The organism is Methylobacterium sp. B4 (genome assembly GCF_003201865.1).
Taxonomy (GTDB): Bacteria; Pseudomonadota; Alphaproteobacteria; order Rhizobiales; family Beijerinckiaceae; genus Methylobacterium.
In genome coordinates this window covers 36,537-57,617 of the sequence record NZ_QJJJ01000019.1, presented here as the reverse complement: position 1 = coordinate 57,617, position 21,081 = coordinate 36,537, and the positions used below count along the sequence as shown (strand labels likewise).

The 21,081-nt window shown below is 70.8% G+C and carries 19 protein-coding genes; 6 read left to right on the top strand and 13 right to left on the bottom strand.

Translation table 11 applies throughout. The features are described from left to right. Positions 1 to 36: 36 nt before the first annotated feature. From puhE to bchF, 13 genes are read right to left on the bottom strand one after another with little or no spacing between them, the layout of a single operon-like run. Complete coding sequence (puhE, locus tag BY998_RS18895; protein WP_110353160.1) at positions 37 to 846, bottom strand: putative photosynthetic complex assembly protein PuhE; 810 nt, start codon at positions 844 to 846, stop codon at positions 37 to 39. Position 847: 1 nt separating this feature from the next. Then, positions 848 to 1,936: a magnesium-protoporphyrin IX monomethyl ester (oxidative) cyclase gene (gene acsF, locus BY998_RS18890; RefSeq protein ID WP_110353158.1), complete on the bottom strand. Its 1,089-nt coding sequence runs from the start codon at positions 1,934 to 1,936 to the stop codon at positions 848 to 850. After that, positions 1,933 to 2,229: a hypothetical protein gene (locus tag BY998_RS18885; RefSeq protein ID WP_110353157.1), complete on the bottom strand. Its 297-nt coding sequence runs from the start codon at positions 2,227 to 2,229 to the stop codon at positions 1,933 to 1,935. Before BY998_RS18885 ends, acsF begins: the two co-directional genes overlap by 4 nt. Before the next feature lie 14 nt (positions 2,230 to 2,243). Further along, a complete protein-coding gene (puhC, locus tag BY998_RS18880; RefSeq protein ID WP_110353156.1) occupies positions 2,244 to 2,711 on the bottom strand; it encodes a photosynthetic complex assembly protein PuhC in 468 nt (155 codons plus the stop codon). Positions 2,712 to 2,729: 18 nt separating this feature from the next. Continuing rightward, on the bottom strand, positions 2,730 to 3,404 hold the full coding sequence (puhB, locus tag BY998_RS18875) for a photosynthetic complex putative assembly protein PuhB (RefSeq protein ID WP_110353155.1): 675 nt from the start codon (positions 3,402 to 3,404) through the stop codon (positions 2,730 to 2,732). A gap of 37 nt (positions 3,405 to 3,441) precedes the next feature. Further along, complete coding sequence (gene puhA / locus BY998_RS18870) at positions 3,442 to 4,215, bottom strand: photosynthetic reaction center subunit H (RefSeq protein ID WP_110353154.1); 774 nt, start codon at positions 4,213 to 4,215, stop codon at positions 3,442 to 3,444. Between the two features lie 14 nt (positions 4,216 to 4,229). Further along, positions 4,230 to 5,675, bottom strand: a complete 1,446-nt coding sequence (locus tag BY998_RS18865; protein ID WP_110353152.1) for a BCD family MFS transporter — start codon at positions 5,673 to 5,675, stop codon at positions 4,230 to 4,232. Next, positions 5,672 to 6,403: a magnesium protoporphyrin IX methyltransferase gene (gene bchM / locus BY998_RS18860; RefSeq protein WP_110353150.1), complete on the bottom strand. Its 732-nt coding sequence runs from the start codon at positions 6,401 to 6,403 to the stop codon at positions 5,672 to 5,674. The genes BY998_RS18865 and bchM overlap by 4 nt, the downstream gene beginning before the upstream one ends. A 16-nt stretch (positions 6,404 to 6,419) precedes the next feature. Beyond that, entirely contained in the window at positions 6,420 to 7,313 is an 894-nt protein-coding gene (bchL, locus tag BY998_RS18855) for a ferredoxin:protochlorophyllide reductase (ATP-dependent) iron-sulfur ATP-binding protein (protein WP_110353149.1), read from the bottom strand. Continuing rightward, positions 7,310 to 11,038, bottom strand: a complete 3,729-nt coding sequence (locus BY998_RS18850) for a magnesium chelatase subunit H (protein ID WP_110353147.1) — start codon at positions 11,036 to 11,038, stop codon at positions 7,310 to 7,312. Before BY998_RS18850 ends, bchL begins: the two co-directional genes overlap by 4 nt. Next, entirely contained in the window at positions 11,013 to 12,614 is a 1,602-nt protein-coding gene (gene bchB / locus BY998_RS18845; RefSeq protein WP_110353145.1) for a ferredoxin:protochlorophyllide reductase (ATP-dependent) subunit B, read from the bottom strand. Before bchB ends, BY998_RS18850 begins: the two co-directional genes overlap by 26 nt. Before the next feature lie 5 nt (positions 12,615 to 12,619). After that, positions 12,620 to 13,891: a ferredoxin:protochlorophyllide reductase (ATP-dependent) subunit N gene (locus BY998_RS18840; RefSeq protein ID WP_110353143.1), complete on the bottom strand. Its 1,272-nt coding sequence runs from the start codon at positions 13,889 to 13,891 to the stop codon at positions 12,620 to 12,622. Further along, complete coding sequence (gene bchF / locus BY998_RS18835; RefSeq protein ID WP_110353141.1) at positions 13,888 to 14,391, bottom strand: 2-vinyl bacteriochlorophyllide hydratase; 504 nt, start codon at positions 14,389 to 14,391, stop codon at positions 13,888 to 13,890. Before bchF ends, BY998_RS18840 begins: the two co-directional genes overlap by 4 nt. Before the next feature lie 256 nt (positions 14,392 to 14,647). On the opposite strand from bchF, the gene BY998_RS18830 reads away from it, so the two are divergent. The 6 genes from BY998_RS18830 (at position 14,648) to BY998_RS18805 (ending at position 21,079) form a co-directional block, all read left to right on the top strand. Continuing rightward, positions 14,648 to 15,526, top strand: coding sequence for a cobalamin-dependent protein (locus BY998_RS18830; protein ID WP_110353140.1), 879 nt, complete (start codon positions 14,648 to 14,650; stop codon positions 15,524 to 15,526). A gap of 26 nt (positions 15,527 to 15,552) precedes the next feature. After that, complete coding sequence (gene ppsR / locus BY998_RS18825; protein ID WP_110353138.1) at positions 15,553 to 17,010, top strand: transcriptional regulator PpsR; 1,458 nt, start codon at positions 15,553 to 15,555, stop codon at positions 17,008 to 17,010. Positions 17,011 to 17,135: 125 nt separating this feature from the next. Then, positions 17,136 to 18,023: a chlorophyll synthase ChlG gene (gene chlG / locus BY998_RS18820; protein WP_110353136.1), complete on the top strand. Its 888-nt coding sequence runs from the start codon at positions 17,136 to 17,138 to the stop codon at positions 18,021 to 18,023. Further along, on the top strand, positions 18,020 to 19,387 hold the full coding sequence (locus BY998_RS18815; RefSeq protein WP_110353134.1) for a BCD family MFS transporter: 1,368 nt from the start codon (positions 18,020 to 18,022) through the stop codon (positions 19,385 to 19,387). The genes chlG and BY998_RS18815 overlap by 4 nt, the downstream gene beginning before the upstream one ends. 4 nt (positions 19,388 to 19,391) lie before the next feature. Next, entirely contained in the window at positions 19,392 to 20,585 is a 1,194-nt protein-coding gene (locus BY998_RS18810; RefSeq protein ID WP_110353132.1) for a geranylgeranyl diphosphate reductase, read from the top strand. Next, positions 20,582 to 21,079 (top strand): TspO/MBR family protein, encoded by a 498-nt coding sequence (locus BY998_RS18805; RefSeq protein WP_110353130.1) that lies wholly within the window; start codon positions 20,582 to 20,584, stop codon positions 21,077 to 21,079. The genes BY998_RS18810 and BY998_RS18805 overlap by 4 nt, the downstream gene beginning before the upstream one ends. Positions 21,080 to 21,081 lie beyond the last annotated feature (2 nt).

Sequence of the window (21,081 nt, the reverse complement as noted above, 5' to 3'; positions counted from 1 at the left end):
ATTCGTCCGATATGCGGATCTGGCGTCCGCCTCGTGTCAGTCGTGGCCTGCCCTGCCCGCTTCCGGGCTGTCGGCCGCCACCGGCGCCCCGCGTCCCGGCAGGCTCCAGCTCCAGAGCGCGGCCGCCGGCAGGGGCAGCATCAGGAACCAGTGTTCGAGGGTCGCGAGTGCGGCCATCGTCGCGAGCAGCGCGAACCCGGCAACCGCCTGCGGCGCCGCCTCGGCATCGAGGGCGCCGCGGGTCAGGAGCACGGTTGCCGCCGTACCCAGCGTGACGGAGAGCGGGAACAGCGCGTTCATCGGCCGCCGCGTCAGGTAGCAGGCGAGGTAGCCGAGATGCGACGGCAAGAACTCGGCGTTGAGATTGCGCACGCCGAGGAACAGGTTGAGCCGGGCCGAGGCGTTCATCAGCGTGAGCAGCGCGTAGGTCCACAGGGCCACCCGGTTCTCCTGCCCCCAGGTGAGGCAGAGGATGGCGAGGCCGCCCGCGAGGATTGCGAATTCGTGCCAGAGGCTGGTGGCGAGCGCCGCCAGGAAGCGGTCGAGCCCGCGAAGGCTCGGCGCGCAGGCGGCGGGCTTCGGGCCGGAGACGAAGCCCATGTAGTAGCTCATCTCCTGCCAGCCCCAGACCGCTACGGCGGCCGTGAAGCCGATATAGGCACCGGCCTCCGATGCGTCGTCCGCGCTCGCACGGATCGCCCAGAGCGCCCCCGCCAGCACGGCGCTCGCCCCGACCAGACTGCGGGCATGGGTGCGCCGCGGCAGGTGTTGGAGCACCAGAACCAGCCCGGTGGCGGACCACCAGAGCAGGACGGCGTAGAGCGCCGGGAGGGCGAGCGCGCTCATGCTACCAGACCGGCTGGAGCCGGATGTCGGCCGGCATCGCGTTGTGCTTGACCGGCAGCAGGTAGAGCCGCGCGAAGGTCGCCGCCGCGACGATGGTCTGGACCCCGTGCTTGAGCTTGCCCGCTACGCCCCCTTGCGCCCGGGCGGCGGCGATCTTGTCCGCGCAGACCAGAAGCCGGTCGAGCCCCGCCTTGAAGCGCGGGTCGTCGAGATCGAGGGTGATCGGGAAGGTCTGCTTCGAGATCTCGGAGGTGATCCGGAAGACCTTGAAGTCGTAATCGGTCGGATCGATGCCGAGCGCCTTGTGGAAGGCCGGGCGGCAATGGTCGCGCACATACATCGTCGCGAAGACCGCAAGCAGGAAGAAGCGGATCCAGTAGCGGTTCACGCCCTGCGTCAGCTTCGGGTTGGCCCGCATCAGCAGCGCGAAGGCCTCGCCGTGGCGGAACTCGTCGTTGCACCACTTCTCGAACCACTTGAAGATCGGGTGGATTCGCCGCTCGGGATGCCGCTCCAGCTCACGGAAGATGGTGATGTAGCGGGCGTAGCCGATCTTCTCGGAGAGATATGTGGCGTAGAAGATGAACTTCGGCTTGAAGAAGGTGTACTTCTTGGCCTTGGTCAGAAAACCCAAATCGACGCCGATGCCGAAATCCTTGAGCGTGTCGTTGATGAAGCCGGCATGCCGCGCCTCGTCGCGGCTCATGAAGCCGAACAGCTCCTTGATGTCCTTGTTCTTGGCCCTTTTCCTCATCTCCGCGTAGAGCACACAGCCCGAGAACTCGGCGGTGATCGAGGAGACGAGGAAGTCGAGGAATTCCTTGCGCAGCTCCGGGTCCATGTTCGACAGGTCGCAGTCGAACTCCTCGTTGCGCACGAAGTGGCGCTTGTTTGGATCGGAGCGCAGCTCGTCGATCAGGATGTCCCACTCACGGCGCACCGGCTCGACATCGGTGCGGTCGAGTTCGTCGAAGTCGGTGGTGTAGAAGCGCGGGCTGAGGAACGTGGTCGCCTGCGCCGACTTCGTGGCTTCGTTGATCGGATGGCGGGGGGCGGGCGGAGCCGCCGGGGGCTGGACGTTGGCGTTCACAGCTTCCTCCGTTCGGAAAAGCTCACCTCGTAGAGCTCGGTCAGTTCGAGGTGGGCGATCAGCTTGGTCCAGGCCCGCTCCAGGCGGCCGGCGCGGGTGACGGTGGCGGTGCGGCGCACGGTGAGGCGCTCGCCGTAGGGCACCTCGGTCGGGGCGTCGTGGACTTGGACCTCGTCGCCGGGCTCGATCTCGAAGCCGGCATCCAGGGTCACGTGCGCGTGCAGGCTCTCCGGGGTCTGCTCGATCTCGACGGTGCAGGGCACCTCGACGACGCGTTTGCCGATCCAGGCCATCCCCATCTCTCCCATCACCGCGCCTCTCGTCCCGGCAGCAGGCGGGCGAAGGCCCGGGCATTCGTCGGGCCGAAGGCCTGCAACGCCACCTGGCGTCCGGTTGCGGCATCCTCCAACGACAGCGTCCCGTTGTCGAATCGAGTGAGCGTGAAGGGTGGATCGCGGCTCAGGCCCTCCCGCTGGCGTGCCTGGGCGAGCCCGCGCAGGGTCCCGCGGATGAAGCCGTCCTGCCCCGGCTCGATCCGGCCGACGAGCCGGCCGCCCTCGGCCGCGCGCAGGTCGATGGCGCCGTCCGGGCGGTCCTCCGCGTGGAAGGCCAGGGTCTCGACCGGTCTTGCCGTCGCGCTCGGGGCCGTCTCGGAGCCGCGTCCGAGCGCGACGGCGAGCAGGGTCACGCCGAGCAGGGCCGTGATCGCGAGCAAGGCGGGCCGCTCCGCGGTGGGCTTGCGGGAGGGAGGGCTGAAGTTCAGCTCGACGGGCATCCCGGTTCTCTCCTGGCGCTAGCGCGATCCGGCCGCGGCGAGGCGGCCGGCGGGAGCCTTGGGCCGTTCCGGCGCCGACACCAGCGGTTCCCCGATGCGGGCCGTGCCCGCCGCCCGCGCGGCGAGTGCCGGGGCGAGCAGGGCCGCCACGCGGTGCGCGTCGGGCACCGAGCGCAGCATGGGCTCCGGCCGGCTCACCCGCCAGGGCCGGGCATGGGGCCAGAGATGCAGGTAGGCGACCCGCTCGCCGGGCGGCAGCTGGAGGGGGATGTCGCCGCTGCCGTCGGCGAACAGGCGCAGGCCGGCCGATTCGATCTGCGCATGCGGCAGGTTGAGGGTGATCGGCAGAGCGATGCCGACATGCATCACGACCCGCCGGTCGGTGATGGTGTAGACGGTCGTCCGGTGGACGAGCCACGAGAACAGCCACAGCAGCGCCAGAGCCAGCAGCCCGGTCAGCAGGGTCGGTCCCGCCACGGCCAGCGCCCGCGCCGGCCCCTCGCTCAGCCCGGCGCCGAGCGCCAGGAGCCCGGCCGCGGCGGCGAACCACAGCATCACGAGGCGCGCGTGGAAGGCCCGCAGCATCACGCCGTGGACGGTGGGGGCGCCGCGCCAGAGAATGCGCTCCTCGGCCGGGAGCGGGCCGGGCAGGCCCCGCAGGGTGCCCTCGGGAAGGAAATCGGACTCGCTCACGGGTTCGGCCCTCGGAGGATCGGATCGGCGGATCGGTTCAGAGGATGGGTTCTTGCCGGGCGGGCGAGGCGTAGAGCGTGCCGGCGCCGAAATAGGCCATGATCCGCTCCTCCTCGCGCAGCGTCACGGAATCCGGGTCCTTGGTGCCGGGGATGTCGGCGAATTGCGCGGCCAGGAGCGCCTCGCTCTTCACCTCCCGTGCGAAGCGGCTGGTGGTGCAGAAGGTGACCGGCATCAGCACGCGGCGCCCGCCCGCGCCGAGTTCCACCTCGTAGTAGCGCACGAAGGACTCGCCCCGGTCGAGCCAGAGATCGACGACGGTTCCCGCCACCTGTCGGTCGGCGCCCAGGACCGGCATGCCGATCGGGTTCGGGCCGTCCTCGTGAACCACGAAGCTCTCGGCGACCCGGAGCGGGACGATGCGGTACTGGTCGTCCCATGTGCGGTCGTGCTCGTCGTGGCGGGGCACCCAGGAGCCGGGACCGACCGAGGCTTCGAACGCGGTGTCGGTGCGGAAGTAGGGCGCGCCGGGGAAGACCTCGCGGCGCCGGCTCGGCACGTCGGCGTCGTAGGCGACGTTGGTCTGCGGCGCGTGGGTGGTATGGCCGCTCGACAGGCGGAACGCCTTCGGAGTCGGGATCAGGATCGGGTCCGGGCTCTTGAGGCGGCCGGCGGCCTCGTTCTCCAGCGGGTATCCCTCGCGGCGATCCTCGCGGCGCAGGTAGAAGACGAGGCCTGCGAAGAAGAGCCAGAACGCATAGAGCGTGACCTGCGCGACGTCGATGTAACCGGTGATCTCGCCTCTGGGCATGGCAGGCCTCCCGATCAGGTGGGACGGTTGACGAGGGGGTCGAACGATCCGCTCCGGCCCTCGTCCGGGCGGCCGGGTCGGGGGGCGTCCGCGCGCACGAGCGGACCGAGCGCGACGAGGCTCGCGAAGAGCAGCGCGATCTCGACGTGGTAGACGATGAGGTAGCCGATCGCCGGCTCGTTCATGCCCTCGCCCAGGGCTCCGGATTGGGCGATGGCGGCGCCGGCATCGCGCAGGATGCCGCTGGCGGCGATGGCCAGTCCGGCGGCGCTGGCTTGCGCCGCGCCCCAGGCGCCGAGCGCGAGGCCGGTATCCTCCGGCCCGGCCTTCGCCATGGAGGCCGTGAGCGTACCGTGGGCGAACAGGCCGCCGCCGACGCCGATCAGCGTGACGCCGGCCGCGAACAGGCGCGCGGAGGCGAGCGGCGCGGCGAAGACGACCGCCGAGAAGGCCATGATGCCGATGACGCTGCCCACCGCCGCGACCCGGTAGGGATCGCCGCCGCGGTTGAGCCAGCGCGCCGCCGCGATCAGTCCGAGCCCGCCGCCCGCCGCGAGCATGGCGGTGAGCGCCGTGGTCTGACCGACGGAGAGGCCGAGGATCTGGCCGCCATAGGGTTCGAGCAGGATGTCCTGCATCGAGAAGCCCGCCGTGCCGAGCGCGATGGCCGCGAGGCGCCGCCGGGCGCTGCCCTCCCCCGCATAGTCCTGCCAGGATCGGGCGAAGCTCGGCCGCGCCGCCGGACGGGCCGTGCGGTCGGGGTTGCGCGGCTCCTGCTTCCACAGGGCGATGCCGTTGAGCACGATCGTGACGAGCGCCGCCCCTTGGATGACCTGAATCAGGCGAATGGCCGAGAAGTTGGCGAGCGCGAGGCCGAACAGCACCGCGCTCCCCATCATGCCCGCGAGCAGCATGGCGCAGAGCAGCGCCACCACCTTCGGGCGGGCGTGGGCCGGCGCGAGATCCGTGGCGAGTGCCAGCCCGACGGTCTGCGTGGTGTGGAGCCCTGCGCCGACGAGCAGGAAGGCGAGGGCCGCCGCCGCGTGCCCGACCCAGAGGGGCCCGGTGGTGTCGCCCGACAGGATCAGCAGGGCGAAGGGCATGATGGCGAGCCCGCCGAATTGCAGCAGCGTGCCGAACCAGATGTAGGGCACCCGGCGCCAGCCGAGCACGGAGCGGTGCGTGTCCGAGCGGAAGCCGACCAGCGCCCGCAACGGAGCGAACAGCAGCGGCAGCGACAGCATCACCGCGACGATCCAGGCGGGGACCGCGAGTTCGACGATCATCACCCGGTTGAGCGTGCCGATCAGCAGCACGGCCGCCATGCCGACGGTCACCTGGAACAGCGACAGCCGCATCAGCCGCCCGAGCGGCAACTCCTTCGTCGCGGCGTCGGCGAAGGGAAGTATCGCCGGGCCGAGGCGCAGGAACGCCTGGGTGAGGGCGAGACCGGATTTCATCGAGCGACCCCGCTCGCGCTCGCCGGAGACGAGGTCTTGCGCAGCTCGATCGCGTTCGAGAGGTAGAATCCGCTGTTCACCCGGAGCGTCCGCTCCACGGCGAAACGGGCCAGCGCCTGCTCCCCGGCGATGCGCCGCCGCAGGCCGCTCTCCGTGATCGGTACGATGGCCGGGGCGCGGTCGGCTTTCGGAAAGAGCTTGCCGGCCGCGTGCATCAGGGTCAGCAGCGCCGTGCGCGGAGCAACCGTGAAGAGCAGGCTTCCGTCGGTGCGCAGGGAGAGTTCGGCCAGCGCCCGGACGATGTCCGGCGCCTGGTAGTGGATCAGCGAATCCATTGCGACGACGTGGTCGAAGCGGCCGAGCCAGGGGTCGAGCATGTCGCCGACACGGAATTCGACGGAGCCGGGTCCGTCGATGACGGGAAGCCGCTCGCGGGCAAGCCCGATCAAGGTGGGCGAGACATCGATCGCCACCACTTCGGCGCCCCGGCGGGCGGCCTCCACGGCGAGCGCGCCGGTGCCGCAGCCGGCATCCAGCAGGCGCCGGCCGGTCAGGTCGTCGGGCAGCCAGCCGAGCAGGTTCGCCCGCATCGCGTCGCGCCCGGCCCGGACCGTGGCGCGGATCTTCGAGACCGGCGCGTCGGAGGTGAGGCGCGACCACGCCTCGACCGCGGTGCGGTCGAAGTAGGTTTCGAGCTGGGAACGGCGGGTGAGGTAGGGCGTGCTCATCGATCGCGTCCCGAGATCAATCGAAGCCGAGGAATTCGAAAAGGTCGCGGTCCTTCATCGGCACCGCCTCGCAGGGGTCCGCGCCGGCCCAGAGCGTCTCGGCGAGCTGCATGTACTCGTCGGTGACGGCCTTCAGCTCCGGGGTCGGCTCCATCTCGAACAGCGTTGATTTTTTCAGGCGCGAGCGGCGCACCACGTCGAGGTCGGGGAAGTGCGCGAGACGGCGCAGGCCCACCGCCGCGTTGAAGCGGTCGATCTCGTCGGTCTTGGCCGAGCGGTTGGCGATGACGCCGCCGAGCCGGACGCCGTAATTCTTCGACTTGGTGTGGATCGCCGCAACGATGCGGTTCATCGCGAAGATCGAGTCGAAGTCGTTGGCGGTGACGATCAGGGCCCGGTCCGCGTGCTGGAGCGGCGAGGCGAAGCCGCCGCAGACCACGTCGCCGAGCACGTCGAACACGACGACGTCGGTGTCTTCCAGGAGGTGATGCTCCTTGAGGAGCTTGACCGTCTGTCCGACGACGTAGCCGCCGCAGCCGGTCCCGGCGGGCGGTCCGCCGGCCTCGACGCATTTCACGCCGTTGAAGCCCTCGACCACGAAATCCTCGGGTCGCAGCTCCTCGGAGTGGAAGTTCACGGCTTCGAGGGCGTCGATGACGGTCGGCGCGAGACGCTTGGTCAGGGTGAACGTCGAATCGTGCTTCGGATCGCAGCCGATCTGAAGGACCCGCTTGCCCAGCTTGGAAAAAGCCACCGAGAGGTTCGAGGAGGTGGTCGACTTGCCGATGCCGCCCTTGCCGTAGACGGCGAAGACCTTGGCGGTGTCGATCCGGTCGTTCGGGTCGAGTCCGACCTGCAGACTGCCCTCCTCGCGGCGGACGGGGACGGGGTTTCGGATGGCGATGTTCATGCCGCGACTCCTGCGGTGATGCCGGGCAAGGATCCTGGCGTGACGCCTTCGAGCCGGTCTTCCAGCTCCTCCTCGGCGCGGTCGAGCGCGTCGCGCGTCGCCGCGTCGGGCGTCCAGAATCCCCGGCGATGGGCCTCGATCAGGCGGCTGGCCACCTTTGCGCAGGCGGTCGGGTTGAGCGTGGCCATGCGGTCGCGCATGGCCTCGTCGAGCACGAAGGTCTCGGTGATGCGCTCGTAGATCCAGGGCTGGACCGCGTTGCTCGTGGCGGACCAGCCGACGGTGTTGGTCAGCGTCGCCTCGATCTGGCGCACGCCCTCGTAGCCGTGGCCGAGCAGACCCTCGTACCATTTCGGATTGAGCATCCGGGTGCGGGTCTCCAGCGCCACCTGCTCGTCGAGGGAGCGGACACGGCCCTCCCCGCGGGTCTGGTCGCTGATGTAGATCGGCACGCTCGCGCCGCGGGCGCGGGCCACCGCCCGGCCCATGCCGCCGAGCCCGTCGAAGTAATGATCGACGGAGGTGACGCCGAGTTCGACCGAGTCGAGGTTCTGGTAGGCGAGGTCGACCCGGGCGAGCACCGCCTTCATCAGGTCGCGCTGCGGCGCCGGCCGGCCGTTGCGGCCGTAGGCGAAGCTCTTGCGCCGGGAGAAGGCCTCGCACAGCTCGTCCTCGTCGTCCCAGCGGCCGGATTCGACGAGGTGATTGACGTTGGCGCCGTAGGCTCCTTCCGCGTTCGAGAAGACGCGCAGGGCCGCCGTCTCGAAGTCGCAGCCCTGCTCGGCCTGGATCGCCAGCGCGTGCTTGCGCACGAAGTTGTGCTGGACCGGCTCGTCGGCGCTCGCCGCGAGGAAGCTCGCCTCGGCCAGAAGCTTGGTCTGGAGGGGCAGGAGATCGCGGAAGATGCCCGACAGGGTGACCACCGCGTCGATGCGCGGACGGCCGAGGCGTTCGAGGGGGATCAGCTCGGCGCCGGCCAGCCGGCCGTAGCCGTCGAAGCGCGGGGCGGCACCGATCAGCGCCAGCGCCTGGGCGATGGGGCCGCCCTCGCTCTTGAGGTTGTCCGTTCCCCACAGCACCAGGGCGACGCTCTCGGGCATCGGCCGGCCTTCCGATGCATGGCGCGCGAGCACCCGGGCCACCTGCTGGGCGCCGTCGGCCAGGGCGAAGGCGGAGGGCAGGCGGTAGGGGTCGAAGCCGTGGAGGTTGCGCCCCGTCGGCAGAATGCCCGGATTGCGCAGGAGATCGCCGCCGGCCACGGGCGGAATGAAGCGGCCGTCGAGCGCCCGCAGGAGCGCGGGGATCTCGTGGTCGCGGGCGAGGTCGCGGTCGATGCGGGCCAGATCCGCGAAGGCATCACGGTTCGCTTCCGTCGCCGGCAGGCCGGCGGCCTCCAGCGCCGCGTTGAAAGCGACGCCCTCGACCAGCCCCTCGATCCCGGCGCGCGCGGGCTTCAGGCCGTGCGAGGCGTCGGCCAGAGCGAGCAGCAGGTCGATGCGCTCCTCGCGTCCCATCCCCTCCCCCGCCACATGCAGGCCGTGGGGGATCAGCGTCTGCTCCAGTTCGGCGAGCGCTTCCGCCAGCGCGCCGACCCGCGCGGCGAGATCGCCCTCCCAGGCCGGTTCGGCGGGAACGAGATCGACGGCCGCGCCCTGCGTCTGGATGAGGGAGGCCAGCGCCGTCCGCTCGCCCGTCGCCTCAGGCTCCAGACCCCGCCAGCGCTCGATCGAGGCCTTGAGGTCGAGAAGCCCCCGGTAGAGCCCGGCCGCGGCGAGGCTCGGCGTCAGGTAGCTCACGAGCGTCGCCGCCGAGCGCCGCTTGGCGAGCGCACCCTCGGAGGGGTTGTTGGCCGCATAGAGATAGACGTTGGGCAGGTCGCCGATCAGCCGCTCCGGCCAGCAGGCGGCCGAGAGCCCGGTCTGCTTGCCCGGCATGAATTCGAGGGCGCCGTGGGTGCCGAAATGCAGCACGGCATCGGCCCCGAAATCCTCGCGAAGCCAGCGGTAGAAGGCGCAGAAGGCGTGGGTCGGAGCGAAACCGCTCTCGAACAGCAGCCGCATCGGATCGCCCTCGTAGCCGAAGGCGGGCTGCACCCCGACGAAGACCGAGCCGAACTGGGCGCCGAGCACGAAGATGTCGCTGCCGTTGCTGAGATGGCGGCCGGGCGCCGGTCCCCACTGCGCCTCGATCTCGGGCAAGTCGGTCTCGCGGCGGACATGGCTCTCCGCGCTGACCCGGGCATGGACGTTGGCCGGCGTGCCGAGCCGGGCCGCGTTGCCGCCGAGAATCGCCTCGCGCAGGGCATCGACGCTGTCGGGCACCGCGACGTCGTAGCCGTCGTCGCGCAGCCCGCGCAGGGTGTTCAGGAGCGAGGCGTAGACCGAGAGGAAGGCGGCGGTGCCCGTCGCGCCGCCATTGGGCGGGAAGTTGAACAGCACGACGGCGATCCGCCGCTCGGCCTTCGGCCGGGCCCGCAGCGAAACCAGCCGCGCGACGCGGGCGGCGAGCCGCGCCGCCCGCTCGGGATGCACGCGCATGTCGCGGGCGTTGCCGGTGCCGGAGGCCGAGGACCGGCCCCCGAAGACCATCGGCGCGCTGGCGCCGTCGAGTTCGGGGATCGCGACCATCATGGTCGCCTCGACCGGCGAGAGGCCGCGGCTGCCCGCCTCCCACTGCTCGATCGTCTGGAATTCGAGGGCGTGGGCGGCGATGTAGGGAACGTCGAGCCGCGCCAGCAGCGCCTGGGCTGCCGCCGCATCGTTGTAGGCCGGGCCGCCGACCAGCGAGAAGCCGGTGAGCGAGACCAGGGCATCGACCGTGGGCCGGCCGCCCGCCATGAAGTAGGCCTCGACCGCGGGGCGGTTGTCGAGCCCGCTGGCGAAGGCGGGTACCACCGAGAGGCCCTGGGCCTCGAGCGCGGCGATGACGCCGTCGTAATGCGCGGTGTTGCCGGCCAGGACGTAGGACCGCATCAGCAGCAGGCCGACGCGGCCCCGGGCGCTCGCCACGGCGGGCATGGCGGACAGATCCTCGGCGACCCGGTCTCGCATGCGCGGATGGTAGAGGCCGGTCTCGGGGTAGTGCTGGGGCGCCGGCGCGGCGGCGATCGCGCGCCAGCCGGCGCGGGGGCCGGCGGCATAGCGCTGCACGAGGAAACGCACCAGGCTCGCGACGTTCTCGTCGGAGCCCGCGAGCCAGTATTGCAGCGTGAGGAAGTAGGCCCGCACGTCCTGCGCCGAGCCGGGAATGAAGCGCAGGATCTTCGGAAGCTTGCGCACCAGGGCCATCTGCCGGGCGGCATTGCCCTCGGCGCCGGGCTTTCCGCGCAGCCGCTTCAGAAAATCGAGGGCCGAGCGCTTGGTGCCGCTCATGTCGAAGCGGTTGAGCCGCGTGGTGCGCACGACCTCGGCGGCCGAGAGGCAGCCGATCATCGCGTCGCAATCCGGGCGACGGCGCTGCAGCGCCGGCAGGATCGCCCGCACGTGCTCGTCGAGGAACAGCATGGCCGAGACGACGATGTCGGCCCGTGCGATCTCCGCCTCGCAGTCGCGCAACGCGCTCGGATCGGTCTCCCATTCCGCTGCGGCGTGGAAGCTCAGCGAGAGGCCGGGCATCTCGGCGGCGAGCCGCAGGCGCGCCCGTTCCACCGCGCTCGCCAAGTGATTGTCGAGCGTGACGATGGCGACGCGGAGGGGGGGCCTATCGGCCGAAATGCGCCTTGGCATCGTACAGGGTCTCGAGGGTGATGAGCGGGAGCTGCCGCTCGCGGGCGAAACGCTCGGTGTTGGCGCGGGCCTTGCCGCGCACGAAGAACGGGATCTTCTTCAGCTCCTTCTCGGCTTCGGGCGCCCACGGCGCCGGACGGATCGCCGCCGCGCCCTGGACGTGGATGGGTTCGGGAATGGGTACGGGCGCCGGGGCGAGGGGGGCAGCCGCCGGCGCCCGTTCCACGCTCGCCGCATCCCCTCTCGGCTTGGCGCCGAGATGTGAGGGCGCGGCGCCGTCGTGGAACTCGGGATCTTCGCGGAACATCCCCAGGAGATGTTCCTCCAGGCCCATCATCAGGGGATGGACCAGAGTGTCGAACAGGACGTTGGCGCCCTCGAAGCCCATCTGCGGCGAGTGGCGGGCAGGGAAATCCTGGACGTGGACCGGGGCCGAGATCACCGCGCAGGGAATCCCGAGCCGCTTGGCGATGTGGCGCTCCATCTGCGTGCCGAGCACCAGCTCCGGCGCCGCCCGCTGGATCGCGGCCTCCACGTCGAGATAATCGTCGGTGATCGTCGCCTCGATCCCGTGGAGCGCCGCTTCCGCGCGCGTCTCGCGGGCGAATTCGCGGGTGTAGGTGCCCAGCCCGACGAGCTTGAAGCCGATCTCGTGGGCGGCGACCCGGGCGATGGCGAGCGCATGGGTGGCGTCCCCGAACACGAAGACGCGCTTGCCGGTGAGATAGGTCGAATCGACCGAGCGCGCGTACCAGGGCAGCCGCGAGGGGGCGCCGGCCAACACGGGGGCGGGGTCGATGCCCGCGAGCGCCGCGACGGCTTCCACGAAGCGCGTCGTCGCGCCGACGCCGATCGGCACGATATCGACGAAGGGCTGGCGGAAGGTCTTTTCGAGGTATTGCGCGGCGCTGCGGGCGATCTCGGGATAGAGCACGACGTTGAAGTCGGCCTCGCCGAGCCGCCCGAGATCGGCCGGCGTGGCGCCCATCGGCGCGACCACGTTGACGTCGATGCCCAGCGCGTCGAGGAGCCGGCGGATCTCGATCAGATCGTCGCGGTGGCGAAAGCCCAGGGCGGTCGGCCCGAGGACGTTGCAGGCGGGACGCCGCCCTTCGCGGGCCGGCCGTTCCGTCGGCGTGCCGGCGAGCGCCCGCACCAGCCGGTAGAAGGTTTCGGAGGCGCCCCAGTTCTCTTTCTTCTGATAGGCCGGCAACTCCAGCGGAATCACCGGAATGTCGAGGCCGAGCGCCTTGGCGAGGCCGCCGGGATCGTCCTGGATCAGCTCCGCGGTGCAGGAGGCCCCCACGATCATGGCCTGGGGCCTGAAGCGCTCGTAGGCCGAGGCGACGGCGTTCTTGAAGATCTCGGCGGTGTCGCGGCCGAGGTCGCGCGCCTGGAAGGTGGTGTAGGTGACGGGCGGGCGCTCGGGCCGCCGCTCGATCATCGTGAAGAGCAGGTCGGCATAGGTGTCGCCCTGGGGGGCGTGCAGCACGTAGTGCAGGCCCCGCATCGCGGTGGCGACCCGCATGGCGCCGATATGGGGCGGTCCCTCGTAGGTCCAGACGGTGAGCTGCATGGCGGCTACACCTCCAACCGGGTGCGCCGGTCGAGCGGGCGCGCGAACAGTTCGGCGAGGTCGCCCGCCTGCTCGTAGCCCTGGATCGGCGTGAACAGGAGTTCGATCGACCACTTCGTGGTGAGACCCTCCGCCTCCAGCGGATTGGCCAGCCCGAGGCCGCAGATCGTGAGGTCCGGCCGTGCCGCGCGGCAGCGGTCGAGCTGCTCGTCGAGGCTCTGGCCCTCGACCACGAGGGTGCCGGCCGGAAGCGACTCGATCTCGGCGGCGAGGTGGGCCCGATGCAGGTAGGGCGTGCCGACCTCGATCAGCTCGGCCCCCAACTCCTGCGACAGGAAGCGGGCGAGCGGCACTTCGAGCTGCGAGTCGGGGAAGAAGAACACGCGCCGCCCCGCGAGCTTGTCCCGCTGCGCAGCCAGCGCCTGGCGGGCGCGCCGCAGGCCCGGCGCCGTCGCCGCGTCGAAGCGGGCGGGATCGACGCCGAAACTCTCGGCGGCGGCCCGGAGCCAGCCCGTGGTGCCCTCCGCTCCGAGGGGGAACGGGGCCGGGATGCGCCGGGCGCCCCGCTCCTCCAGAGAGCGGGCGGTCTCGGCCAGGAAAGGCTGCGCCAGCAGGAAGCGCGTGCCGCGTCCGACCGGCGGCATCTGCCCGGCCCTGCGGGCCGGCAGGAAGCGTGTCGGGATGCCGAGTTCGTCGAAGAGCCGGGCGAACTGGTCCTCGACCACGTCGGCCAGGGCGCCGACGACGAGAAGGTCCGCCTCGGCGGCCGTCGCCTCGGGCAGCCCCGGCACGAGGGCGGCGAGGCAGGCATCCTCGCCCTGGGTAAAGGTCGTCTCGATGCCCGAGCCGGAATAGTTCAGCACCCGCACCTCCGGCGCGAGGCGCTGCGAGAGCCGGAGAGCGGCCCGGGACAGGTCGAGCTTGATCACCTCGGAGGGGCAGGAGCCGACAAGGAACAGCAGGCGGATCTCCGGCCGCCGCTCGATCAGCCGCCCGACCACGCGGTCGAGTTCGTCGTTCATGTCGGCGAGGCCGGCCAGATCGCGCTCGTCGATGATCGCGGTGGCGAAGCGCGGCTCGGCGAAGATCATCACGCCCGCAGCCGACTGGATCAGGTGCGCACAGGTGCGCGAGCCGACCACGAGGAAGAAGGCGTCCTGGATCTTCCGGTGCAGCCAGACGATGCCGGTCAGGCCGCAGAACACTGCCCGCTGGCCGGGCTCGGAGCGGATCGCGACCCCGCAGCCCGCATTCGGAAGAGGCGCCTGCGCGTTCACCGGGCGCCCTCCGCGGTGAAGCCGAGCGGCGAGGGCGCTTCGAGGCGCGCGGCGCGCAGCTTCAGCAGGAACTGCCCGGCATTGATCAGGTAGGTGGCGTAGGCCGCGAGTGCCAAGCCGAGTAGCGCGCGCGTGTCGAGGGCGCCCAGGGCCAGCGCGGCGAGATAGGCCGTGTGCAGCGCCAGCACGAGCATGCTGAACACGTCCTCCCAGAAGAAGGCCGGCGCGAACAGGTAGCGGCCGAACACGACCTTTTCCCAGATCGAGCCCGTGACCATGATCGCGTAAAGCACCAGCGTCTTGACGACGACCGAGGCGTTGGCCGCCTCGGCTCCCTCGCCGGTGGCGAGCGTGCGCAGGACGAGCCCGAGGCTGATGAGGAAGACGAGGAATTGGAGCGGCGCCAGCACGCCCTGCACCAGCGTCCAGGGCGAGGCATCGCGGCGCTGCCGCTCGGCGCTCGTGTAGAGCGGTCTCTGTCGGTCTTGGCGTTGCCGCATGGCCTCCGCCCCCGCTCGCTGTCAGCCCCGATCGGGCCGAGCCTCGAAGTGACCGAAGCCTAGGCTCAGCCTCCACTCAGTGTCAATCCAAGTTGACACAAATGGAAATTTACAGCCGGTGACAACCAAACGGAACGCAGGGGATTGCCAATTCTTGGAGGAGGCGTATCGTCACGCTACACGCATCCGTTGCCCGGGGCGTCGCCATGCGAATTAAATTGCATGCCGTGCCGAGCTGCATCCTGGGGAGAGGCCCATGGGAGGCTGGAGGCAGGACGGCGGTCGCCAGGCGATCGCGCCGGAATGCACGGTCGCCGGGGAGGCGCTGGAGGCGTCTGCCTTCGCGCACGGACCCGACGGGGACGGGATGCGGCGCCGCCTTGCGAGCGTCGTCGAGGCCGAGATCCTCCCCCGCCTCATGCTCGCCCATCGCGGACACGCCCGGCCGACCGTCCCACCGCCCGGTCGCAGGCCGGCCCCGGAGGAGGTGGAACGGCTCTGCGGCCTGCTGCTCGGTCGCTCGAACGCCGATCTCGCCCCGCATCTTCTGCGCTTCCTCGACGAGGGCCTGACGCTGGAAAGCGTGCTGGTCGATCTGCTCACACCCGTCGCGCGGCATCTGGGCCGGCTGTGGGAGGAGGATGCCTGCGACTTCGTCGATGTAACGGTGGCCCTGGCGCGCCTGCAGGCCGCCGGCCGCGAACTCTGCGGCCAGTTCGAGGACGAGGCCTCGGAAGCCTCGGGGCGTAGCCTGCTCCTGCTGGCCTGTCCCGGAGAGACCCACGTCTTCTGCCTCTCGATCGTGGCAGCCATCTTTCGCGAGTCGGGCTGGGACGTGACGATCGCCGGTCAGGGCGGCGCGCTCGATGCGGCGGAGCTGATCCGGTCGGACTGGTACGACGTGATCGGGGTGACCCTCTCCTGCGACGTCCTGCTTCCCACCCTCCCGGAGACCATCCGCACCCTGCGTGCGCTCTCGTGCAATCCGGCGGTCAAGGTTCTGGTGGGCGGCCCGTATTTCACCAGGAACCCGAATCAAGTACGCGCCGTTGGGGCCGACGCCACGGCGGATGATGGGCGTCTCGCGCCGCTGATCGCGGAAAGCTTGCTTGAAATGCGAACGCGAGCCTGTTGAAAGGGCGCTTCCGTCGCCATCACGAAGTGTTGACCTTGAGCAGCTTGGCGAGCCCATCTCCCCGGCGCCCCTCTCCGGCGCTGCAACAGGCGACCGATCTCCTGGACAGGGAATCGGCCGGGGTCCTGATTGCGGCGACGTCCGATCTCTCGCTGGTCATCGACGATCAGGGCATCGTTCGCGACACCTTGTCGAACCGGTCCGACCTCGACGGTGAGGGAATCGAGGCGTGGCTCGGCCGGCCCTGGATCGACACCGTCACCGTCGAGAGTCGGCCGAAGATCGATGCCCTTCTGCGCGACGCCGCCCCCGGAGCGATGACGCGCTGGCGGCAGGTGAACCACCCCTCCCCCAACGGCACGGATCTGCCGATCCGCTATGCCAGCCTGCGCACGCGCAAGGATGGCCCGATCATCGTGGTCGGGCAGGATCTCCGCGCGGTCGCCGCACTCCAGCGGCGCCTGGCCGAGACGCAGCAGGCGCTGGAGCGTGATTACGACCGGCTGCGCGCCGCCGAGACCCGCTACAAGCTTCTGTTCCAGCTCTCGGGCGAACCCGTTCTGGTGATCGATGCGGGCACGCGACGCGTGACCGACATCAACCCGGCGGCGATGCGGCTCCTCGGCCGGGCGCAGAAGCGTGTGATTGGCCAGGATGTCGCCGACCTGTTCGATCCGGCGAGCCTGCGCGAATTGCAGAGCCTGTTCGCGGGCCTTCGCGTCACCGGGCAGGCCGCCGATCTCGTGGCGCGGCTCGCGGGTGGACGCGGCGAGGCGCGGATCTCCGCCTCCCTCTTCCGCGGCGAGAGCGCGACCTCGGTGCTGCTGCGTCTCTCGCCCCTCGCCTCGGCGGCGTCCGAACGGTCGGGTCGCGAGGGGGGCGCCCTCGAGGTGATCCAGCGGATGCCGGAAGGCTTCGTCGTCACCGATGCTTCGCGCCGGGTTCTGACCGCCAACGCCGCCTTCCTCGATCTCACGCAGCTGGCGACCGAGGAGCAGGTGCGCGGGCAGATGCTGGATCGCTGGCTCGGCCGCGAGGAGACCGAGGCGCTGGCGCTGTTCGCGATGCTGCGCGATCACGGCTCCGTGCGCCACTTCACGACGGTGATGCGGGGCGATTTCGGCTCGGTGGAGGAGGTCGAGATCGCGGCCGTCTCCGCCGCTCAGGCCGATCAGCCCTGCTTCGGCTTCACCGTGCGGGCCGCGCCGCGCCGCGCGGCTCCGGCCCATGCCGGCGGGCACGACCTGCCCCGCTCCGTCGAGCAGATGACCGAACTCGTCGGGCGCGTCTCGATGAAGGCGCTGGTGCGTGAGACCACGGATCTGATCGAAAAGCTGTGCATCGAGGCCGCCCTGCGGATCACCCGCGACAACCGCGCTTCGGCCGCCGAGATGCTCGGGCTGAGCCGGCAGGGCCTCTACGCCAAGATGCGGCGCTACGGGATCGGCGATCTCGATGCGAGCGACCCTGAGTTGTCGTCCTGACCGGGCCGCGGGCTTTCCTGCATAATAATGCATTTTGCGTTCAGCATCCGGAAGGCCGTCAATTCAGCGATCTAAGTGTCAATCTTGCTTGACACATAACGAGGCGGGCTCGTAGCCTCCGGGACATGACAACGCCCGCTCCGAGCGCCGTCGTCGAACTCCTGAAGCCCATCACTTGGTTCGCACCGATGTGGGCTTTCGGCTGCGGCGTGGTTTCCTCCGGCCAGTCTCCTTCGGGACAATGGCTCGTCATCGCGGCGGGCGTGCTGCTGGCCGGCCCCCTCGTCTGCGCCACCAGCCAAGCCACCAACGACTGGTTCGACCGGCACGTCGATGCCATCAACGAGCCGAACCGGCCGATTCCCTCCGGCCGCATTCCCGGCCGCTGGGGGCTCTACCTTGCCGCCGCCTGGACGCTGCTGTCGCTCCTCGTCGCCGCGATGCTGGGACCCTGGATCCTCGGGGCCGCCCTGTTCGGCCTCGTCCTGGCCTGGATCTACTCGGCCCCGCCGCTGCGGCTGAAGCGCAACGGCTGGTGGGGCAATTCCGCGGTGGCGCTCTGCTACGAGGGCCTGCCCTGGTTCACCGGTGCGGCGGTGATGGCCGCGGCGATGCCCGACCGGCGCGTGCTGCTCATCGCCCTGCTCTACTCAGTCGGGGCGCACGGCATCATGACCCTCAACGACTTCAAGTCGGTCGAGGGTGACCGCGCCATGGGCTTGCGCTCGCTGCCGGTGCAGCTCGGCTGCCCGCGCGCGGCGCGCTTCGCCTGCCTCGTCATGGCCGCACCGCAGGTCGTCGTCGTCGCCCTGCTCGCCGCCTGGGACCGGCCCTGGCACGCGGCCGTGGTCGGCGCGCTGCTCGCCGGGCAGCTTGCCCTGATGGTGCGCTTTCTCGAAGAGCCGCGCGCCCGCGCCGCTTGGTACAACGGCACCGGGACCACGCTCTACGTCCTCGGCATGCTTGCCGCCGCTTTCGCCCTGCGCCCCCTCGTGCAAGGGCTGGGGCCATGACAAACGCCCCCCTCGCCGCCTCGCTCTCCTCCTTCTCCTGGCTCCAGATCGTCCGCCTCGGCCTCGTCCAGACGGCGCTCGGCGCGGTCGTGGTGCTGATGACCTCGACCATCAACCGCGTGATGGTGGTGGAGCTGGCGCTGCCCGCCGTCGTTCCGGGCGCACTAGTGGCCTTGCACTACGCGACGCAGATCCTGCGGCCCCGCTGGGGCTACGGCTCCGATGTCGGCGGGCGGCGCACGCCCTGGATCGTCGGCGGCATGGCCGCGCTCTGCCTCGGCGGCTTCGGAGCGGCCGTGGCCACCGCGCTGGCGGCGCATCACACGGCGGCGGGCCTCGCGCTCGCGGTCTTCTCCTTCCTGCTCGTCGGCATGGGCGCGGGCGCGGCGGGCACCTCGCTCCTCGTGCTGCTGGCGTCCGGGGTCGAGGCGGGCCGGCGGGGCGCGGCGGCGACCATCGTCTGGGTGATGATGATCGCGGGCTTCGCGGTCACGGCGCCGCTGGCCGGTCACTTCCTCGACCCGTTCTCCGGCGCGCGGCTCGTCGCCGTCTCGGGCACCGTCTCGCTGATCGCCTTCGTCGTCGCATTGCTCGCCGTGACCGGCATCGAGCCGGGCCGAGCCGGCGCGATGCCGAGCCCAACCGACAAGAAGCCGGCCTTCCGCGCAGTGCTGTCCCAGGTGCTGGCCGAACCGGCCGCGCGGCGTTTCACACTGTTCATCTTCGTCTCCATGCTCGCCTACAGCGCGCAGGAACTGATCCTCGAACCCTATGCCGGCCTCGTCTTCGCCATGACGCCCGGCGCGACCACCAAGCTCGCGGGCCTGCAGCACGGCGGGGTGCTCGCCGGCATGCTGTTCGTGGCCGGCATCACCGTCTTCGTCGGCGGACCCGTTTTCGGATCGTTGAAGGTCTGGACGGCCGTGGGCTGCGCGCTCTCGGCGCTGGCTCTGGCGGCCATCGCCGCGGGCGGACCCGTCGGCCCCGGCTTCCCCTTGCGCGCCGCGGTGGCCGCGCTCGGCTTCGGCAACGGTGTCTACGCGGTGGCCGCCATCGGCTCGATGATGGCATTGGCCGGGCGCGGCGGCGAGGCCGAGCGCGGCACCCGCATGGGCGTCTGGGGCGCGGCGCAGGGCGTCGCCTTCGGTGCCGGCGGCTTTCTCGGCACGCTCGCCGTCGATCTCGCCCGCCTCTTCGCCTCCGAGCCGGTCACCGCCTACGCGTCGGTCTTCGCCGCCGAGGCGGTCCTGTTCCTCGTCGCCCTAGTGATCGGCCTCCGCGTCGAGCACGTCACGCTCGCCCGACGGAATCCGCTGACTCAGGCGGCCGCCTTCCAGTTCAATCCCGGCTTCGACGCGAGGTAGCGGCATGGCACCCCACGACGCTCTCGAAACCTTCGACGTCGTGGTAGTGGGCGGTGGGCCCGCCGGAGCGACCGCGGCGGCGGATCTCGCGGCCGGCGGCCGCCGGGTGCTGCTTCTCGACCGGGCGGGCCGCATCAAGCCCTGCGGCGGCGCTATTCCACCCCGGCTCATCCGCGACTTCGCCATCCCCGACGCGCTCCTCGTCGCCCGCATCCGCAGCGCCCGGATGGTCGCCCCGAGCGCGCGCCACGTCGACATGCCGGTCGGCGACGGGTTCGTCGGCATGGTCGACCGCGAGCATTTCGACCCCTTCCTGCGCGAGCGCGCCGGGCTTGCCGGGGCGGAGGTTCGTGACGGCCTGTTCGAACGCATCACCCGCGAGACGCCGGGGGTCGCCACGATCCACTATCGGCTCGGCAAGGGAGGCGAGGAGCGTCGGGCGCAGGCCCGCCTCGTCATCGGCGCCGACGGGGCGACCTCGAATGTCGGCCGGGCCGAGATCCCGGGCCATGTCCGGATGCGGCAGGTCTTCGCCTATCACGAGATCGTCCGGCGCCCGGCGGGCGCGGAGCACGACGAGGCCCGCTGCGACGTCTATTACCAGGGTCGCCTCTCGCCGGATTTCTACGCCTGGATCTTCCCGCATGGCGAGACGGTCAGCGTCGGCACCGGCAGCGCCCGCAAGGGCTTCTCCTTGCGCAGTGCGATCCGCGACCTGCGGGCCGGCACCGGGCTCGACGCCTGCGAGACGATTCGTCGGGAGGGGGCGCCGCTCCCCCTCAAACCGCTGAAGCGCTGGGACAACGGCCGTGACGTGCTGCTCGCGGGCGACGCCGCCGGCGTGGTCGCGCCGGCCTCGGGCGAAGGCATCTACTACGCGATGCTCGGCGGTCGCCTCGCGGCGCAGACCGCGGAGACCTTCCTCGTCACCGGAGACGCACGCTCCCTGGCGCTCGCGCGCAAGCGCTTCATGCGGCTGCACGGGCGCGTGTTCTGGATCCTCGGGATGATGCAGTGGGTCTGGTACCGCAGCGACGGGCTGCGCGAGCGCTTCGTCGCCATCTGCAAGGACAAGGACGTCCAGCAGCTCACCTGGGACGCCTACATGAACAAGGAGCTGGTGCGGGCCAAGCCCGCCGCCCACGCGCGGATCTTCTTCAAGGATCTGGCGCATCTGTTCCGCTGGGTCTCGCCGTGACGGCGGCGCTCGCGGGCGATTGGGGGCCGCCGGTCGTCGCCGGCCTGATCGCACTCGCGATCGCCGTGGCCGGGGGCGTCGCGACGCGCACCGACACGTGGTACCGCCGCCTGCACGTGCCGGCCTGGAAGCCGCCGGACTGGGCCTTCGGCCCGGTCTGGACCGTGATCTTCGCCCTGACCACCACCTCTGGCGTTCTCGCCTGGAACGCCGATCCGGACCCGGCCGCCCGCGCGCTCCTCGTCGCGGTCTTCGCCGTCAACGGCGCGCTCAACATCGCTTGGAGCGTGATCTTCTTCCGCCTGCGTCGGCCGGACTGGGCCTTCTTCGAGGTCCTGCTGCTCTGGCTCTCGATCGTCGCGGTTCTGATCACCGTGGGGCGCGTCTCGTCGCTCGCGGCCGCGCTCAACCTCCCCTACCTCGCCTGGGTGAGCGTGGCCGCCTGCCTCAATCTCACGATCGTGCGCCTCAACCCGCGTTTCGGGGAGGCTTGAGG

Coding starts and splice junctions, on each gene's coding strand:
- bchM (WP_110353150.1), bottom strand. CDS start 6,403: ATGAGCACGCCCTACCTCACCCGCCGTTCCCAGCTCGAAACCTACTTC.
- BY998_RS18850 (WP_110353147.1), bottom strand. CDS start 11,038: ATGCCAAGGCGCATTTCGGCCGATAGGCCCCCCCTCCGCGTCGCCATC.
- bchL (WP_110353149.1), bottom strand. CDS start 7,313: ATGAACATCGCCATCCGAAACCCCGTCCCCGTCCGCCGCGAGGAGGGC.
- BY998_RS18830 (WP_110353140.1), top strand. CDS start 14,648: ATGGGAGGCTGGAGGCAGGACGGCGGTCGCCAGGCGATCGCGCCGGAA.
- chlG (WP_110353136.1), top strand. CDS start 17,136: ATGACAACGCCCGCTCCGAGCGCCGTCGTCGAACTCCTGAAGCCCATC.
- BY998_RS18885 (WP_110353157.1), bottom strand. CDS start 2,229: ATGGCCTGGATCGGCAAACGCGTCGTCGAGGTGCCCTGCACCGTCGAG.
- puhA (WP_110353154.1), bottom strand. CDS start 4,215: ATGCCCAGAGGCGAGATCACCGGTTACATCGACGTCGCGCAGGTCACG.
- bchF (WP_110353141.1), bottom strand. CDS start 14,391: ATGCGGCAACGCCAAGACCGACAGAGACCGCTCTACACGAGCGCCGAG.
- puhC (WP_110353156.1), bottom strand. CDS start 2,711: ATGCCCGTCGAGCTGAACTTCAGCCCTCCCTCCCGCAAGCCCACCGCG.
- BY998_RS18815 (WP_110353134.1), top strand. CDS start 18,020: ATGACAAACGCCCCCCTCGCCGCCTCGCTCTCCTCCTTCTCCTGGCTC.
- BY998_RS18865 (WP_110353152.1), bottom strand. CDS start 5,675: ATGAAATCCGGTCTCGCCCTCACCCAGGCGTTCCTGCGCCTCGGCCCG.
- BY998_RS18810 (WP_110353132.1), top strand. CDS start 19,392: ATGGCACCCCACGACGCTCTCGAAACCTTCGACGTCGTGGTAGTGGGC.
- puhE (WP_110353160.1), bottom strand. CDS start 846: ATGAGCGCGCTCGCCCTCCCGGCGCTCTACGCCGTCCTGCTCTGGTGG.
- bchB (WP_110353145.1), bottom strand. CDS start 12,614: ATGCAGCTCACCGTCTGGACCTACGAGGGACCGCCCCATATCGGCGCC.